At 73.4% G+C, this 16141-nt stretch carries 12 protein-coding genes; 7 read left to right on the forward strand and 5 right to left on the reverse strand.

Annotation, left to right across the window (positions count from 1 at the left end; all coding sequences use genetic code 11):
- Positions 1-131 precede the first annotated feature (131 nt).
- From JQX11_RS05305 to ispG, 4 genes are read left to right on the forward strand one after another with little or no spacing between them, the layout of a single operon-like run.
- Complete coding sequence (locus JQX11_RS05305; RefSeq protein ID WP_204923857.1) at positions 132-851, forward strand: Uma2 family endonuclease; 720 nt, start codon at positions 132-134, stop codon at positions 849-851.
- Between the two features lie 43 nt (positions 852-894).
- On the forward strand, positions 895-2106 hold the full coding sequence (gene dxr / locus JQX11_RS05310; RefSeq protein ID WP_204923858.1) for a 1-deoxy-D-xylulose-5-phosphate reductoisomerase: 1212 nt from the start codon (positions 895-897) through the stop codon (positions 2104-2106).
- Complete coding sequence (locus JQX11_RS05315; RefSeq protein ID WP_204923859.1) at positions 2106-3347, forward strand: M50 family metallopeptidase; 1242 nt, start codon at positions 2106-2108, stop codon at positions 3345-3347. The genes dxr and JQX11_RS05315 overlap by 1 nt, the downstream gene beginning before the upstream one ends.
- Before the next feature lie 9 nt (positions 3348-3356).
- Entirely contained in the window at positions 3357-4529 is a 1173-nt protein-coding gene (ispG, locus tag JQX11_RS05320) for a flavodoxin-dependent (E)-4-hydroxy-3-methylbut-2-enyl-diphosphate synthase (RefSeq protein WP_204923860.1), read from the forward strand.
- A gap of 121 nt (positions 4530-4650) precedes the next feature.
- Here ispG and JQX11_RS05325 read toward each other — a convergent pair whose 3' ends face one another.
- On the reverse strand, positions 4651-5229 hold the full coding sequence (locus tag JQX11_RS05325) for a PadR family transcriptional regulator (protein ID WP_204923861.1): 579 nt from the start codon (positions 5227-5229) through the stop codon (positions 4651-4653).
- Between the two features lie 129 nt (positions 5230-5358).
- Between JQX11_RS05325 and JQX11_RS05330 the strand changes: the two genes are divergently transcribed.
- Together JQX11_RS05330 and JQX11_RS05335 are read left to right on the forward strand one after the other, a co-directional pair.
- The gene (locus JQX11_RS05330) at positions 5359-6198 is read left to right on the forward strand and encodes a GNAT family N-acetyltransferase (RefSeq protein ID WP_204923862.1); all 840 of its coding nucleotides are present in this window, start codon (positions 5359-5361) and stop codon (positions 6196-6198) included.
- A 413-nt stretch (positions 6199-6611) separates the two neighbouring features.
- Complete coding sequence (locus JQX11_RS05335; RefSeq protein ID WP_204923863.1) at positions 6612-10289, forward strand: ATP-binding cassette domain-containing protein; 3678 nt, start codon at positions 6612-6614, stop codon at positions 10287-10289.
- Positions 10290-10387: 98 nt separating this feature from the next.
- On the opposite strand, the gene JQX11_RS05340 is transcribed toward JQX11_RS05335, so the two are convergent.
- The 4 genes from JQX11_RS05340 to JQX11_RS05355 form a co-directional block, all read right to left on the reverse strand.
- Entirely contained in the window at positions 10388-11455 is a 1068-nt protein-coding gene (locus JQX11_RS05340; protein WP_204923864.1) for an NADH:flavin oxidoreductase/NADH oxidase, read from the reverse strand.
- Positions 11456-11532: 77 nt separating this feature from the next.
- Positions 11533-12849, reverse strand: a complete 1317-nt coding sequence (locus tag JQX11_RS05345; protein WP_204924145.1) for a dicarboxylate/amino acid:cation symporter — start codon at positions 12847-12849, stop codon at positions 11533-11535.
- A 205-nt stretch (positions 12850-13054) separates the two neighbouring features.
- Complete coding sequence (locus tag JQX11_RS05350) at positions 13055-13765, reverse strand: DUF998 domain-containing protein (RefSeq protein ID WP_204923865.1); 711 nt, start codon at positions 13763-13765, stop codon at positions 13055-13057.
- Positions 13758-14723: a glutathione S-transferase family protein gene (locus tag JQX11_RS05355; RefSeq protein ID WP_204923866.1), complete on the reverse strand. Its 966-nt coding sequence runs from the start codon at positions 14721-14723 to the stop codon at positions 13758-13760. The genes JQX11_RS05350 and JQX11_RS05355 overlap by 8 nt, the downstream gene beginning before the upstream one ends.
- Before the next feature lie 158 nt (positions 14724-14881).
- Between JQX11_RS05355 and pcaF the strand changes: the two genes are divergently transcribed.
- The gene (gene pcaF, locus JQX11_RS05360; RefSeq protein ID WP_204923867.1) at positions 14882-16087 is read left to right on the forward strand and encodes a 3-oxoadipyl-CoA thiolase; all 1206 of its coding nucleotides are present in this window, start codon (positions 14882-14884) and stop codon (positions 16085-16087) included.
- Positions 16088-16141 lie beyond the last annotated feature (54 nt).

A 16141-nucleotide genomic window follows, 5' to 3' on the forward strand; every position in this document is an offset into this window, starting at 1 on the left:
GTGTGGATCTGGCCGACGGGCGGGGAGGTCGTGGGCTGACCGGGACGCACTGGCGGTGCGACGGGCGGCTCCGGGGGCTGCGGCGATTAGGCTGGGACCAGCAGGATGTTCCGCTGAGGGGGTGAGCCCGGATGGCCCAGGCCGCATTCGCGCCCGAGCCGGCACCGCAGTCGCCCGACCCGACGTCCCCGTCGCCGGGGTCGATCGACCGGCCGACCGGGCCGTCGTTCGACGTGCTGCGCTGGCACGACGAGCCGTGGACCGCCCAGCTCGCCCTCGACCTGTTGCCGGAGACCAACGGTCCCAAGGTTGAAGTCCTGAGCGGAAGCGTGATCGTGACCCCACATGCCGGATACGACCATCAGAATGCCGAGTTGGATCTGGCCTACCTGCTCAAACAGGCGGCCCGTCGGGAAAAACTGTGGCTGTACGCCGAAGCCAACATCGTTTCTGGTGCCGACCTCTTCATTCCGGACATCGTGCTCCTCGACGTTCCCGGTGGCGGGCGGACGACGATGGACATCGGCCACGCCGTGCTGCTCGGTGAGGTCGTCTCGCCGGGCAACAGGCGTAAGGACGTGATCGACCGGCCCCGTGAGTACGCCGCCGCCGGTGTCCCGTTCTTCCTCCGCGTCGACCTGCGTAACCGGGTGCCCACCATCGCGCTCTTCGAGTTGACCGACGGGGAGTACCGGCCGGTCTCGGCGGCTGCCGCCGGGACGACGTTCGTCATGCGGCAGCCCTTCGCGTTCAGTATCGATCCGGCCGACCTGTTGGGCGAGGAGGCACCGGTCGAGGAGGCGGAACCGCTGGGGCAGGGGGCAGACGCGGAGGGTGACGTCGAGGGGTGAGGCTCCCAGCCGGCGCACAGCGCGTACGGGGCAGAATGACCGGGTGACAACTCCCCGGGACCTCGTTCTGCTCGGCTCCACAGGTTCGATCGGCACCCAGGCGATCGACATCGTCAGGCGCAACCCCGACCGGTTCCGGGTGGTGGCGCTCGGTGCCGGCGGCGGCAACGTCGAACTGCTCGCCACCCAGGCGCTCGAACTGGGCGTGGACGCGGTCGGGGTGGCGAAGGCGTCCGCCGCGCAGGATCTGCAACTCGCCTTCTACGCCGAGGCGAGCCGGCGCGGCTGGGCCACCGGCGACTTCAGGCTGCCGAAGATCATCGCCGGCCCGGACGCCATGACCGAGCTGGCGCAGTGGCCCTGCGACGTGGTCCTCAACGGGGTGGTCGGGTCGCTCGGGCTCGCGCCGACGCTGGCCGCGCTGCGCTGTGGTCGTACCCTCGCGTTGGCCAACAAGGAGTCGCTGGTGGCCGGCGGCCCGCTGGTGAAGGCCGCGGTGACGCGGCCGGGGCAGATCGTACCTGTCGACTCGGAGCATTCGGCGCTGGCCCAGTGCCTGCGCGGCGGCACCCGGGGCGAGGTGCGGCGGCTGGTCGTCACGGCCAGCGGCGGACCGTTCCGGGGGCGGCGACGCGACGAGCTGACCGCTGTCACCCCGGAGCAGGCGCTCGCCCACCCGACATGGAACATGGGACCGGTCGTCACGATCAACTCGGCCACCATGGTCAACAAGGCGCTGGAGGTGATCGAGGCGCACGAGTTGTTCGACGTGCCCTACGCCGACATCACCGTGATGGTGCACCCGCAGTCGGTGATCCACTCGATGGTCGAGTTCGTCGACGGCTCCACCCTGGCCCAGGCGAGCCCACCGGACATGCGGCTGCCCATCGCGCTCGGCCTCGGCTGGCCCGACCGGGTGCCCGACGCCGCCACCGCCGTCGACTGGACCACCGCCCACACCTGGGAGTTCGCCCCGCTCGACGACGAGGCGTTCCCGGCGGTGGCGCTGGCCAAGGCGGCCGGCGTGGCGGGCCACTGCCGCCCGGCGGTCTACAACGCGGCCAACGAGGAGTGTGTGGCGGCGTTCGTCGCCGGACGGCTGCCGTTCCTCGGCATCGTCGACACCCTCGGGCGGGTGTTGGAGGACGCCCCCGATTTCGGTGAACCAGGTACCGTCGAGGACGTGCTCGCCGCCGAATCGTGGGCGCGCGCGCACGCGCAGGAGATCATCTCGGGGTCGGGGAAGGAAGCCTGATGCTCTATCTGCTCGGGGTGGTGGTGATCGCCCTGGCGATCCTCATCTCGGTGAGCCTGCACGAGGCCGGTCACATGTTGACCGCCAAGGCCTTCGGCATGAAGGTCACCCGTTACTTCGTCGGCTTCGGGCCGACCATCTGGTCGTTCCGCCGGGGTGAGACGGAGTACGGCCTCAAGGCCATCCCGCTCGGCGGATTCTGCAAGATCGTCGGCATGACGCCGCAGGACGACGACGTCGAACCGGGCGACGAGAAGCGGGCGATGTGGCGTTACCCGGTCTGGAAGCGGACGATCGTGATGTCCGCCGGCTCGGTCACCCACTTCGCGCTGGCCGTCATCGCGATCTGGCTGGCCGCCATGTTCATGGGCCTGCCCAACAAGGACCTGCCCAACCCGCTGCCGGCGCACGTCAAGGTCGTCGAGTGTGTCGTCCCCACCGACGCGGTCCGCGAGTGCGCCCCCGGTGACCCGGTCAGCCCCGCCAAGCAGGCCGGGCTGCGTGACGACGACAAGATCGTCGCGATCAACGGCGTCGCCGTCCCCGACTACGCCGCGCTGGTCAAGACCGTCCGTGACCTGCCGCCGGGCCAGCCGGCGACCATCAGCTACGAGCGCGACGGGGTCGCCGGCCAGGTCCGGGCCGACCTCGCCGCCGTGCAGCGCAAGCCGCTGGACGACCCGAACGGCGCCCCGATCACCGTCTCCGCCCTCGGCGTCGCCGGCCCGATGCTCCCGCCCGGCGTCCCGGCGAACGTCACCTACGGCCCGGTCGAGGCCATCCCGGCCACCGCCGGCTACACCAAGGACCTGGCCGTCGGCACCTACGAGGCACTCAAGCGCATCCCCGACAAGGTGCCCGCCCTGTGGACCGCCGTCACCGGCGGCGAGCGGGACAAGGACACCCCGATCAGCGTCGTCGGCGCGAGCCGGCTCGGCGGCGAAGCCCTGGAGAACGGCGTCTGGCAGCTGCTGGTCCTGCTGTTCATCTCGCTGAACTTCTTCGTCGGCGTGTTCAACCTGCTGCCGCTGCTGCCCCTGGACGGCGGCCACATCGCCATCGCCTGGTTCGAACGGGCCCGCTCCTGGCTCTACGCCCGGATCGGCCGGCGCGACCCCGGCCGGGTCGACTACCTCAAGCTGATGCCCATCACGTACGCGGTGATCCTCATCGGTGGCGCGTTCACCCTGCTCACCGCTACCGCGGACATCGTCAACCCCATCACCCTCTTCACAAGGTGAGTGCCTGAAGTGACCGCTGTCAGTCTCGGTATGCCCGCCGTACCTCCCCCGCCGCTCGCCCCGCGCCGGGCCAGCCGCCAGATCATGGTCGGTTCGGTGCCCGTCGGTGGCGGTGCCCCCGTCTCGGTGCAGTCGATGACCACCACCCTCACCTCCGACGTCAACGCCACCCTCCAGCAGATCGCCGAGCTGACCGCGTCCGGCTGCCAGATCGTCCGGGTCGCCGTGCCCAGCCAGGACGACGTGGAGGCACTGCCGGCGATCGCGAAGAAGTCGCAGATCCCGGTGATCGCCGACATCCACTTCCAGCCGAAGTACGTGTTCGCCGCGATCGACGCCGGCTGCGCGGCCGTCCGGGTCAACCCGGGCAACATCCGCCAGTTCGACGACAAGGTCAGGGAGATCGCCGCAGCGGCCTCCGCCGCCGGTACGCCGATCCGGATCGGCGTCAACGCCGGCTCGCTGGACAAGCGGCTGCTCACCAAGTACGGCAAGGCCACCGCCGAGGCGCTCGTCGAGTCGGCGCTGTGGGAGTGCTCGCTGTTCGAGGAGCACGGTTTCCGGGACATCAAGATCTCGGTCAAGCACAACGACCCGGTGGTGATGATCCGGGCCTACCGTCAACTGGCCGAGCAGTGCGACTACCCGCTGCACCTGGGCGTGACCGAGGCCGGCCCGGCGTTCCAGGGCACCATCAAGTCGGCCGTCGCCTTCGGGGCGCTGCTGGCCGAGGGCATCGGCGACACCATCCGGGTGTCACTGTCGGCCCCGCCGGTCGAGGAGATCAAGGTCGGCAACCAGATCCTGGAGTCGCTGGGGCTGCGCGAGCGCGGGCTGGAGATCGTCTCCTGCCCGTCCTGCGGCCGGGCCCAGGTGGACGTCTACAAGCTCGCCGAGGAGGTCACCGCCGGCCTGGAGGGGCTGCCGGTGCCGCTGCGGGTCGCCGTGATGGGCTGCGTGGTGAACGGGCCGGGCGAGGCCCGCGAGGCCGACCTCGGGGTGGCCTCCGGCAACGGCAAGGGGCAGATCTTCGTCAAGGGGCAGGTCGTCAAGACCGTCCCCGAGGGGCAGATCGTCGAGACGCTGATCGAGGAGGCGCTGCGGATCGCCGACGAGATGGGCGCGGAGATCCCCGAGGAGCTGCGCGACCTGATCCCCGGCCCCACCGTCACCGTGCACTGATCCACCGTCGACGAAGGCGGCCCTCCCACCGGGAGGGCCGCCTTCGTCGGTACCGGGTGATCGTCGCCGGAGTCGTCCCGGTCCGGGCTGGTCGGCAGGTCGCCGGGGCTTACTCCGGGGGTCACTCGGATTCGGCGAGGATCGCGTACAGCTTGCGACGGGTCTCGTCGAGCACCTGGGCGGCGCGTTCCCGCTGGTCGTCGGTGCCGGTCATCATCACCTGGCGCAGCGCGTGCATGGCCTGCGCGCCCGCGTCGCGGATGTCGTGCCAGCTGTTGACGGTGTCCTCGGCGAACTCGGCCCAGGGCGGGGTCTGCGCGGCCGTGGTGGCCTCCTCCCGGCCGGCCTCGGTCAGGTCGAACCGCTTACGCCCGCCGCCGGCCGGATCGGTGCTGGCGGCGATGACGCCCTCGTCCTCCAGCAGTTGCAGCGTCGGGTAGATCGACCCCGGGCTGGGCCGCCAGGCCCCGCCGGTGCGGGAGTCGATCTCCTGGATCATCTCGTAGCCGTGCATCGGCCGCTCGGTGAGCAGGGCCAGCACGGCGGCCCGGACGTTGGGGCGGCGTCCCCGACCCCGCCCGCGCCCGCCCCGGCCGCCGCCCCAGCCTCCGTGCCCGTGCGGGCCGGGGGGCACGGGCGGGAAGCCGAAGCCGCGCTGCCGGGCCTCCTGCAGTGCGTGGATCCGACGGTGGAATCCCATCATGTCGTCCTCTCATTGTGCTGTCGCTGATGCATCAACGATATATCGGCAATGTGTTGGCGACAAGTCCCTTGACGGCTGTGCCGGTCGCCCGGCGAACCACCGCCCGGATCTGGCAGGCTGGTAAGCGTGCTGACGGTGCCGGTACGCCAACTGGGAGAGTCGGAGCGGCGCGCCGTCGAGCGGCTGCTCGACCTCGACCCGTACGCGGGCGCGCAGGTCGCCGAGCGGGTCTCCGCACGCGGCCTCGCCTGGTGGCGGGCCGAGGGCCGGATCCTCGGCTACGGCACCCGCCGCAACCTGGAGTCGATCTGCTGGCTCGGCGGCAACCTCACCCCGATCCTCGCCACCGACTCCGCCGTCGCCGCCTTCGCCGAGCAGCTCTCCGGCGAGGAGCGGCTCTGCTCCTCCATCGTCGGACGGGCCGACGCGGTGCTCGGCCTCTGGGACCGGCTCGCCGACCACTGGGGGCCGGCCCGCGACGTCCGCCCCAACCAGCCGCTGCTGGCCACCGATGCCCTGCCCGCCATCCCGGTCGACCCCGAGGTGCGCCGGGTGCGCCCCGACGAGGTGCACCTGCTCTTCCCCGCCGCGGTCGCCATGTACGCCGAGGAGGTCGGCGTCTCACCGCTGGCCGAGGACGGCGGCCGGGCCTACCGCCGACGGGTCGAGGACCTGGTCCGCGCCGGCCGGGCGTACGCCCGCATGGTCGACGGCGAGGTCGTGTTCAAGGCCGAACTGGCGGTGGTGACCCGCCGTACCGCCCAGGTCCAGGGCGTCTGGGTGGCCCCCGCATGGCGCGGACGCGGGATCGCGAGCGCCGCGATGGCCGCCGTCGTCCACGACGCGCTGCTCCGGGTCGCCCCCACGGTCAGCCTCTACGTCAACGACTTCAACCGCCCCGCCCGCCGGGTCTACGAACGCTGCGGCTTCCACCGCGTGGGCACCCTCGCCACCATCCTCTTCTGACGATCCCGCCCCTCGCGCCTCCCCGCGCGCCCCGCCTCCCCGCGCGCCCCGCCTTCCCGCGCGCCCCGCCTCCCCGGGCACCCCCGCTCGCCACGGGCCCCCGCCTTCCTGGCTCCTGCCTCCCCTGGCTCCTGCCTCCCTGGGTGCCCCGCCCGCCATCCGCCTCGCCTCGTTTGGTCGCCGGCTCGTCCCGGTGATCAAGAGGTTTGAGTCAGTTGATCAAGAGGTTTGCGGCAATTTGGAGATCAATCTTGACGCGAATCTCTTGATCACCGGGGCAGGGCGGGGCAGGGGCAGGGGCAGGGGGAGGTGGGGCGGGGGAGGGTGGTGGGGGGCGGTAAATGCGTTGAGGGGAGGGGGGCGGGGGGTCAGGCTGGGGGGTACCGCCACCCCGAGTCCCGGAGGGAGTCTCCATGCGCCTGCTCCGTGATCTCTGGGCGTCCGCGCCACGCCGCGTGACGGTCGTGATCGTTCTTGTCGTCCTCGGTGCCGCCGGTCAGGCCGCCGCCTCGGCGGTCGCCGGCCCGGTGCTGGTACACCGCTCGGCCGGATGGTTCGTCGCGCTGGTAGTCGCGCTGGTCGTCGCGGTCTTCGGCGAGTTGGTGATCGCGCTGCTGATGGCGGGCATCACCGCCGACTGGTCCGCCGATGTGCGCCGCCGGCTCTGCCGGGTCGCCCTCGGGCAGGATCTGCCCACCCTGGAGGGCACCCCGGTCGGTGAACTGCTCGACCGGATCGACAACGACGTCTACCAGGTCGCCTCCGAGCTGCGGAACACCGGCGTACGGCTGGTCCAGGGGTTGGTGCTCTGCCTGCTCGCCACGATCAGCGCGCTGTTCGTCTGGTGGCCGGCCGGGGTGGCGATGCTGCTGCTCACCGCGCTGCTCGTCGTGGTGCTGCGGCGTCCCACCGCCGCCATCGCCCCGGCCCGGATGTCCGAGGAGGAAGCCTGGTCGGACCTGGCCGCCGTGATGGAGGAGGCGGTGCACGGCCAGGACGACGTCCGCACCAGCCTCGCCCAGCCGTACGTGCTGCGGTTGTACGCCCGGCGGGCCGCCGAGGTGCTGGCCCGCTGCCGCCGGGTCTTCCTGATGTCGGCGCGGGTCACCGCCTTCGCCGCCGGCACCATCCGGGTCGGGATCGCCGCGGTGGTGCTCGCCGGGGCCTGGGCGTTGACCACCGGCCGGATCGACGGTGCCCGGCTGACCGCGATCTGGCTGCTCGCGTTGAGCTTCGGCGCGACCGTCGAACACCTCGCCCGCTGGGTGCCGCACCTGCAGTACGCGCTCGGCGCCTGGGCCCGGGTGCTGCTGCTGTCCGACTCCCGGCAGGAACCCTCAGGCGGTCTCACCCCCACCGACGGCGACCTGACCCTGCGCGGGCTCACCTTCCGCTACCCGGCCACCGGCGAGGACGAGCGGGAACCCGCGCTGCGCGACGTCCGGCTCAGCTTCGTCCGGGGCCGGTCGTACGCGCTGGTGGGGCGGACCGGTTCGGGCAAGTCGACGCTGGCCAAGGTGCTCACCCGGGCGGTCGAGGTGCCGCGTGGGACGGTGCTGCTCGGCGACACCGACCTGTGCGACCTGGACGTCGAGGAACTGCGGCGCTGGATCGCGGTGGTGCCGCAGCGTACCGAGATCCTCGCCGGCACCCTCGCCGAGAACGTCGCCCTGTTCGACCCGGACCTGCTCGACGACGCGCCCCGCGCGCTGGCCGAGCTGGGGCTCACCGGGTGGGTCGCGGAGCTGCCCGACGGCATCCGGACCCGGCTGGGCGAGGGCGGCCACGTGCTCTCCGCCGGCCAGGAACAGCTGGTGGCCTTCGCCCGCATCCTGGTGCGCGACCCGCACGTGGTGATCCTCGACGAGGCCACCGCACGGCTGGACCCGGTCACCGAGACCCGGGTACGCGAGGCGACCGAACGTCTGCTCACCGACCGGATCGGCATCATCATCGCGCACCGGCTGTCGTCGGTGCGGCGCTGCGACGAGGTGGTGGTGATGGCCGACGGTGCGGTCCTGGAGGCCGGCCCGCTGCGCTCCTCGGCCCGTTTCGCCGAGCTGCTCGCCACCAGCCACGCCGCCGCGTACACCCCGGTCGGTGCGGGCCGGTCCGGCAGCCGGGGCGGACTGGACCTGCTCGACGGCCCGGCCACCGCCTGGCCGGAATCCGGCACCCGGGGCACCGCCTGGCCGGAGGCGGATCCGCCGACCGGGAACTGGCCGCAGGCCGACCCGCCGGGCACCGCCTGGCCGGACGTCGACGCGACGTCCCCGGCCGGGGCGGACGGCGTCGGGTCGGCCGGCACCGGAGCGGGCGACGACGGGCCGGGGCGGGCCGCCGCCGTGGCAGGCACCGGGACGGCCGGACGGACGGCGGTGGCCGTACCGAAGGGGGACCCGCCGCCGCTGCCACCGCTACCGCCCGCGCGGACCATGCGGGAGATCCTGCGGCTGGGCCTGAACGACCCGCGCCTCGGCCTGCTGTCGGTCGTGCTGTTCATGGTGATCACCGTGCTCGGCCTCGACGGCGCGGTGCTGCCCTGGCTGTGGGCGGACGTCGTCGACGGCGGTGACCCGTGGCTGCCGGCGCTCGGCATCGCCGCCGCGCTGGTGGTGGTGCTGCCGCTGCCCTTCCTGACGAACCTGCGGTTCCCCCAGTGGTGGGTACGGCAGATGCTGCGGATGAGCCTGCGGCTGGTGCACGGCCAGACCGGCCCGCGCCGTACCAGCCGGCACACCCCGGCCGAGGTGGTGGCGCAGAGCGGGGACACCGAACGGGTCGTGCAGCTCGCCGACAACCTGATGGACCAGTTCATCGCCCTGGTGACGATGGTGACCATGACGCTGATCACGGGCAGTCTCGTGCCGGCCCTGTTCTTCGTGGGCACGATGGCCGTGTCCGGGCTCGCCGCGACCCTGTTCGGCCCCCGGTTGGAGCGTTCCGCGCGGGACACGGTGGCCGCCCGCGCCGCCTTCGCCACCGCGCTGGTCTCGTCGCTGTCGGCGGCCCGGACGGTCAAGCTCGCCGGGGCGACCCGGCCGGTGCTGGACCACCTCTCCGCGCTGGACCTGGTGCGCAGCGACCGGCAGCGGCGGGAGATCGCCGCGCAGGTGTGGGCCCGCTCCACCCCCTCGGTGGCCAGCGGGCTGCTGCCGATCGCCGCGTGGGCGCTCTACCTCGGCGGGGGGCTCTCCGCCGGTGCCACCCTGGTCGCCGTCTCCACCCTCGGGGCGGCCCGCTGGTTCGCCTGGACCACCGCGTCCCTGGTCTCGCAGTACCCGTCGGCGCGGGTGTGGACCCGGCGGACGGTGGCGATGGCCGGGATCGGGGCGTACTCGGCGGAGGTGCCGGGGGTGGACATCGCCGCCGGCACCGCCCCCGCGCCGCAGCCGCCGCCGCGCCGGCCGCTGCGCCGCCTGGAACTGGTCGACTTCGGGGCACGGCACTCCGACGGCACTCTCGCCGTGCGGGACGTCGACCTGACCGTCGACCGGGGCCAACTGGTCCTGGTGGTGGGGCCGGTCGGGTCCGGCAAGTCGTCGCTGCTGCGGGCGCTGGCCGGGATCGTGCACCACGTCGGCGAGCTGCGGTGGAACGGCGAGCCGGTGACCGAGCCGGAACTGTTCCTACGCCCCCAGCAGGTCGGCTACGTCGGTCAGCTGCCCCGGGTGCTCTCCGGCACGGTCGCCGACAACATCGCCCTCGGCCACGACGTGGACGCCGCCGGGGCGGTCACCACCGCCCAACTGGAGCACGACCTGGCGGGCGGCGGCGGGCTGGGGCTGCTCATCGGGCACAAGGGCACCCGGTTGTCCGGTGGGCAGTTGCAGCGGCTGGCGCTGGCCCGGGCGCTCGCCCCGCGTACCGAACTGCTGGTCGCCGACGACGTGTCCTCCGCGCTGGACGTCACCACCGAACTGGCGCTGTGGGCGGCGTTGCGGGGGCACGGGGTGACCGTGCTCGGCTCCACCTCGAAACGGGCGGCGCTGGTCCGCGCCGACCACGTGGTGGTGCTGGTCGACGGCACGGTCGCCGCCCAGGGCGCGTGGCGCGACCTGGAGGACGACTGGGGTCACCTGGCCGGCTGACCCCGCCGCCGTCCGGCCGCGGGACCGGGGAGAGTTGTCGTCGCTCCAGCGACGACAACTCTCCCCACAGCGGTCGCCGCAGGCCGGTCGGCAGACGGTCAGAAGGCGCGGGCGTACGGTTCGGGCCAGTCGGGGGTGGCACCGAGCTTCGCGGCGGCCCGGCGCGGCCAGTACGGGTCACGCAGCAGTTCCCGACCGAGCAGCACCAGGTCGGCCTCCCCGGCGGCGACGATCTGCTCGGCCTGCTCCGGCTCGACGATCAGGCCGACCGCACCCGTCGGCACGCCCGCCTCGCGGCGGATCTGCGCGGCCAGCGGCACCTGGTAGCCGGGTCCGACCGGGATGGCCGCCCGGGTCGACGCCCCGCCGGAGGAGGCGTCTACCAGGTCGACGCCGGTCGCGGCCAGCTCGGCGGCGAGGGCGACGCTGTCGTCCACCGTCCAGCCGCCGTCGACCCAGTCGGTGGCGGAGATCCGGGTGAGCACCGGCACCTGCTCGCCGACGGCGGCCCGGACCGCGCGGGCCACCTCCAGGGTGAGCCGCATCCGGGCGGCCCGGTCGCCGCCGTAGCCGTCGGTGCGGTGGTTGGTCAGCGGGGACAGGAACTCGTGCAGCAGGTAGCCGTGTGCGGCGTGGATCTCCACGACGGCGAATCCGGCGTCGACGGCCCGACCGGCGGCGGTGGCGAACGCGGACACCACCCCGGCGATCCCGGTCTCGTCCAGCGCGGTCGGCTGCCGGTAGTCGGGCAGGAACGGCTCGGCTCCGGGGCCGACCGGCGTCCAGCCGCCCTCGGCGTCCGGCACCCCGCCGCGCTCGGCCGCCCACGGCCGGTAGGTGCTGGCCTTGAACCCGGCGTGGGCGAGCTGCACGGCGGGCACCGCCCCCTGGGTGGCGACGAACGCGGTGACCGGCCGCCACGCGTCGACGTGCGCGTCGGACCAGATGCCCGTGTCCTGGGGGCTGATCCGCCCCTCGGGAACGACCGCGGTGGCCTCGGTGAGGATCAGGCCGGCTCCGCCGACGGCCCGGGACCCGAGGTGCACCCGGTGCCAGTCCGTGGGCAGCCCGTCCGGGCCGGCGCTGTACTGGCACATCGGCGCGAGGGCGATCCGGTTGGGCAGGGTGACGCCGCGCAGGGCGAGTGGGGTGAACAGGGCACTCATGCGGGTGATCCTCCGGTACGGGCGGGTGGCGGTGCGGTGCGGGGCGCAGTGTCCAAAGGAGGGCTCGGCCGGTGCGCTCAGGCCGGTGCCGGCGCGAGATCGTCGCGGCGGGCCGGCCGGTCGGCGGCCTCGTCGGCGTCGGTCTCGTCGGCGTCGGTCAGGTCGCGCCGTCCGGCGTTGGCGTAGGCGTCGCGGTCCAGGATGCCCTCGCGGGCGGCCACGATGGTCGGCACGACGGCCTGCCCGGCCACGTTGGTGGCGGTGCGGATCATGTCCAGGATCGGGTCGATCGCCAGCAGCAGGCCGGCCCCGGCCAGCGGCAGGCCCAGCGTGCTCAGGGTCAGGGTCAGCATGACGATGGCACCGGTCAGGCCGGCGGTGGCGGCCGAGCCGACCACCGAGACGAAGGCGATCAGCAGGTAGTCGCCGATGCCGAGGTCCACCCCGAAGACCTGCGCCACGAAGATCGCGGCGAGCGCCGGGTAGATGGCGGCGCAGCCGTCCATCTTGGTGGTCGCGCCGAACGGCACCGCGAAGGAGGCGTACTCACGGGGGACGCCGAGCCGCTCGACGGAACGCTGGGTCACCGGCATGGTGCCCACCGAGGACCGGGACACGAAGGCCAGCTCGATCGCCGGCCAGGCCCCGGCGAAGAAGCGCAGCGGGTTGAGCCGGCCGGCCGTCACCAGCAGCAGCGGGTAGACCACGAACAGGACGATCGCGCAGCCGACGTAGACGGCGGTGGTGAACTTCGCCAGCGGGGCCAGCAGGTCCCAGCCGTACGCGGCGACGGCGTGGCCGATCAGCCCGAGGGTGCCGATCGGGGCGAGCCGGATCACCCACCACAGCGCCTTCTGCACGATGGCCAGCACCGCGCGGTTGAGCGCGACGAAGGGCTCGGCGGCCGCACCGACCAGCAGCGCGGCGGCACCGACCACCAGGGCGAGGAAGACGATCTGGAGCACGTTGCCCTCGACGAACGCGCCCACCGGGTTGGTCGGCACGATGCCGGTGAGGAAGTCGGTCCACGAGCCGGTGGTCTTCGGGGCGGTCGCGCCGCCGACGTCCAGGCTCACCCCCCGGCCCGGGTCGGTGAGCAGGCCGATGCCGATGCCGAGGCTCACCGCGATCAGGGCGGTGACGCCGAACCAGAGCAGCGTCTTCAGCGCCAGCCGGGCGGCGTTGGCCACCCCGCGCAGGCTGACCACGCTGACCACGATGGCGGTGAAGACCAGCGGCGGGACGGCCAGCTTGAGCAACTGGACGAAGAGCCCGCCGACGGTGTCGAGGGTGCTGGCCAGCCAGCTCAGGTCGCCCTCGCGGGCGAGGAAGCCCAGCGCCGCGCCGAGCACGAGGCCGAGCAGGATCTGGGCGGAGAAGGGGAACTTGCGCAGGGTGGAAGCCATCAGGGCGGGTCCAATGTCGGTAGGGGTCGGTCGCGGGCAGCGTCAGGAGCGTGGCTGCGCCGGACAGACCCCACTGGCCTGGCGTCGGAGGTCGACGTACAGGCGCACGGTGAGGTGCCAGACATTGGTCATCGCCTGTCGACGCTACTCCCGGCCGACCGCGAGCTGGAATGACCGCTCCGCGTGAGGCTCCTTACACGGAGGTTGTCGACCCGGTGACCCGTTCGTCACGTTCGTCGTGCTCACGGGCACGGGGCACGCCGGGGCCGGTCCGGTCGGCCGGTCCGGCAGCGGCCGGCCGGTGCCGGGCCAGCAGCAGAGCGGTGCACAGGCCCCAGCCGGCACAGACCACCAGCAGCAGCCGTTCCAGGCCGGCCACCAGATCGCCCCGGCCCACCGTCAGCAGGCCCAGCGCGACCGCCCCGGCCACCGGCAACGCCAGCACCCCGGCGACCCGGGCCACCCGGCGCAGCCCCGGCGTCGCCGGCCGGAGGAACCCGACCACCAGCATGGCGAGCACGGTCACCCCGGCCGCCACGATGCTCGCCCCGGCGTGCACCAGGTCGGCCGGTGTCGCCGCCTCGAACGGCGGCAGCGGGCACCCGGCGCTGCACGTCACCGCGCCGGAGACCACGGTGCCGGCCGCGCCGGCCAGCAGCAGGCCGGCCGCGAGCCGCAACGTCACCGGCAGCGCCGCGGCCAGCGACAGCAACGCCGCCGCCAGGGCGAACACCCCCATCCGGTACGTCGAGGCGAACGCGCTGTCGCTGACCCCGGCCTCGCTGACGTACCCGCGCCACGGGCCACCCGGGCCGGCTCCGACGGCGACGGTCACCGCGACCGCGCCGAGCAGCACGCAGCCGGCGGCGAGCCGGCCGGCGACCGCGCGGGCGGCGTCAGGCACGGCCGTGCGGGGTGAGCCAGCCGGACGTGTCCGGGCCCGCCGGCACCACCCCGGTGGGATTGATCTCACGGTGGGTGGCGTAGTAGTGCCGCTTGATGTGGTCGAAGTCGACCGTCCCGCCGAAACCCGGGGTCTGGAACAGATCCCGGGCGTACGCCCAGAGCACCGGCATCTCGGTCAGCTTCTGCCTGTTGCACTTGAAGTGCCCGTGGTAGGCCACGTCGAAGCGGACCAGGGTGGTGAACAGCCGCACGTCCGCCTCGGTGATCGCGTCACCCATCAGGTACCGCTGCCCGGCCAACCGCTGTGACAACGCGTCCAGCCGGGCGAACAGCGCCGCGTACGCCTCGTCGTACGCCTGCAGGGAGGTGGCGAAGCCGCACCGGTACACGCCGTTGTTGACGTCGGTGTGGATCTCGGCCATCAGCACGTCCAGCTCGGGACGCAGCGCGACCGGGTAGAGGTCGGGCGCGTCCGGGGCGTGCAAGCGTCGCCACTCGGTGGAGAAGTCGAGGGTGAGCTGCGGATAGTCGTTGGTGACCACCCGGCCGGTGAGCGTGTCCACCAGCGCGGGCACCGTCACCCGGCCGGTGTAGTCCGGGTCGGTGGCCAGGTACGCCTCGGACAGGAAACCGATGCCCAGCGCCGGGTCGAAGCCGTCCGGGTCGAGGGTGAACCGCCAGCCGCGTTCGTCGCGGATCGGGTCCACCGTGCCCAGCGAGATCACCCCGTCCAGGCCGAGCAGGCCCCGCACGATCATGGCCCGGTGCGCCCACGGGCAGGCCCGGCACCAGATCAGCCGGTACCGGCCGGCCGCAAGCGGCCAGCGCCCCTGCTCGTCCGGGCCACCGCCCTCGGGTGAGGTGGAGTGCGGGGTGACCCGGCCGGTGAACCGGTTGGGCTGGCGGACGAACGCCCCACCGCCGGAGGTCTCTGCGCTGAACTGGGCCCGGGTCATACCGCCAACCTATCCGGCGTCCGCCCGCCCGACCTGGTGCGCGACCCGGCCGGGCGGCGACCGGCGCGGGCGTGGATATCCTGACGGCGGGCGTCCCCCGTGACCCGGGTGACGCCGGGACCGCCAGCCCCTTCCCACCCCCCGAAGGACGTGCGTCGATGAGCGTGGCCTACCTCGTGTCCGGAGTCCGTACCCCGATCGGCCGGTACGCCGGCGCGCTGGCCGGGGTGCGCCCCGACGACCTGGCCGCCCACGTGCTGCGCGAACTGGTCGCCAGGCACCCGGCGGTGGACTGGGCCCGGGTCGACGACGTGGTGCTGGGCTGCGCCAACCAGGCCGGCGAGGACAACCGCAACGTGGCCCGGATGGCTGCGCTGCTGGCCGGCCTGCCGCAGGAGGTGCCGGGCAGCACCGTCAACCGGCTCTGCGGCTCCGGCCTGGACGCGCTGGCCACCGCCGCCCGTGCCGTGGTGGCCGGGGAGGCCGACCTGGTGCTCGCCGGTGGCGTCGAGAGCATGAGCCGGGCCCCGTTCGTCATGCCGAAGGCGACCACGCCGTATTCGCGGGCCGCCGAGGTGTACGACACCACCCTCGGCTGGCGGCTGGTCAACCCGCTGATGGAGGCGGGGTGGGGGATCGACTCGATGCCCGAGACGGCCGAGAACGTGGCCGCCGAGTTCGGCGTCGACCGGCGCGCGCAGGACGAGTTCGCGCTGCGTTCCCAGCAGCGGGCCGCCAAGGCGCAGGCCGACGGCCGGTTCGCCGAGGAGATCGTGCCGGTGACCGTGCCGGCGGGCCGCCGGGACACGAAACTGGTCGAGGTCGACGAGCATCCCCGGGAGACGTCGCTTGCGAAGCTGGCCGCGCTGCCCACCCCGTTCCGGGCCGGCGGCACCGTCACCGCCGGCAACTCCTCAGGCGTCAACGACGGCGCGGTGGCCCTGCTTGTCGCCTCCGAGGCGGCGGTGGCCCGGTACGGCCTGAGCCCGCTCGCCCGGATCGGCGGCGCGGCGGCGGCCGGCGTACCGCCCCGGATCATGGGGATCGGGCCGGTGCCGGCCACCCGTCGGCTGCTCGACCGCCTCGGCCTCGCCCTGGCCGACGTGGACGTGGTCGAGCTGAACGAGGCGTTCGCCGCGCAGGGGATCGCGGTGCTGCGCGAGCTGGGCCTGCCGGAGGACGCCGAGCACGTCAACCCGAACGGCGGCGCGATCGCGCTGGGGCATCCGCTCGGCGCCAGCGGCGCCCGGCTGGCGTTGACCGCAGCCCTGGAACTGCGCCGTCGGGGCGGCCGGCGGGCCCTGGCGACCATGTGCGTCGGGGTGGGTCAGGGCATCGCCCTGGTGCTGGAATCCGTCGACTGACGCGCCGTGGTGGCCTGTGGTGCGCGGGCGGACGCGCAGCGTGACCACGGTTCG

This window comes from Micromonospora humida, assembly GCF_016901255.1.
GTDB classification, from domain to species: domain Bacteria; phylum Actinomycetota; class Actinomycetes; order Mycobacteriales; family Micromonosporaceae; genus Micromonospora; species Micromonospora wenchangensis.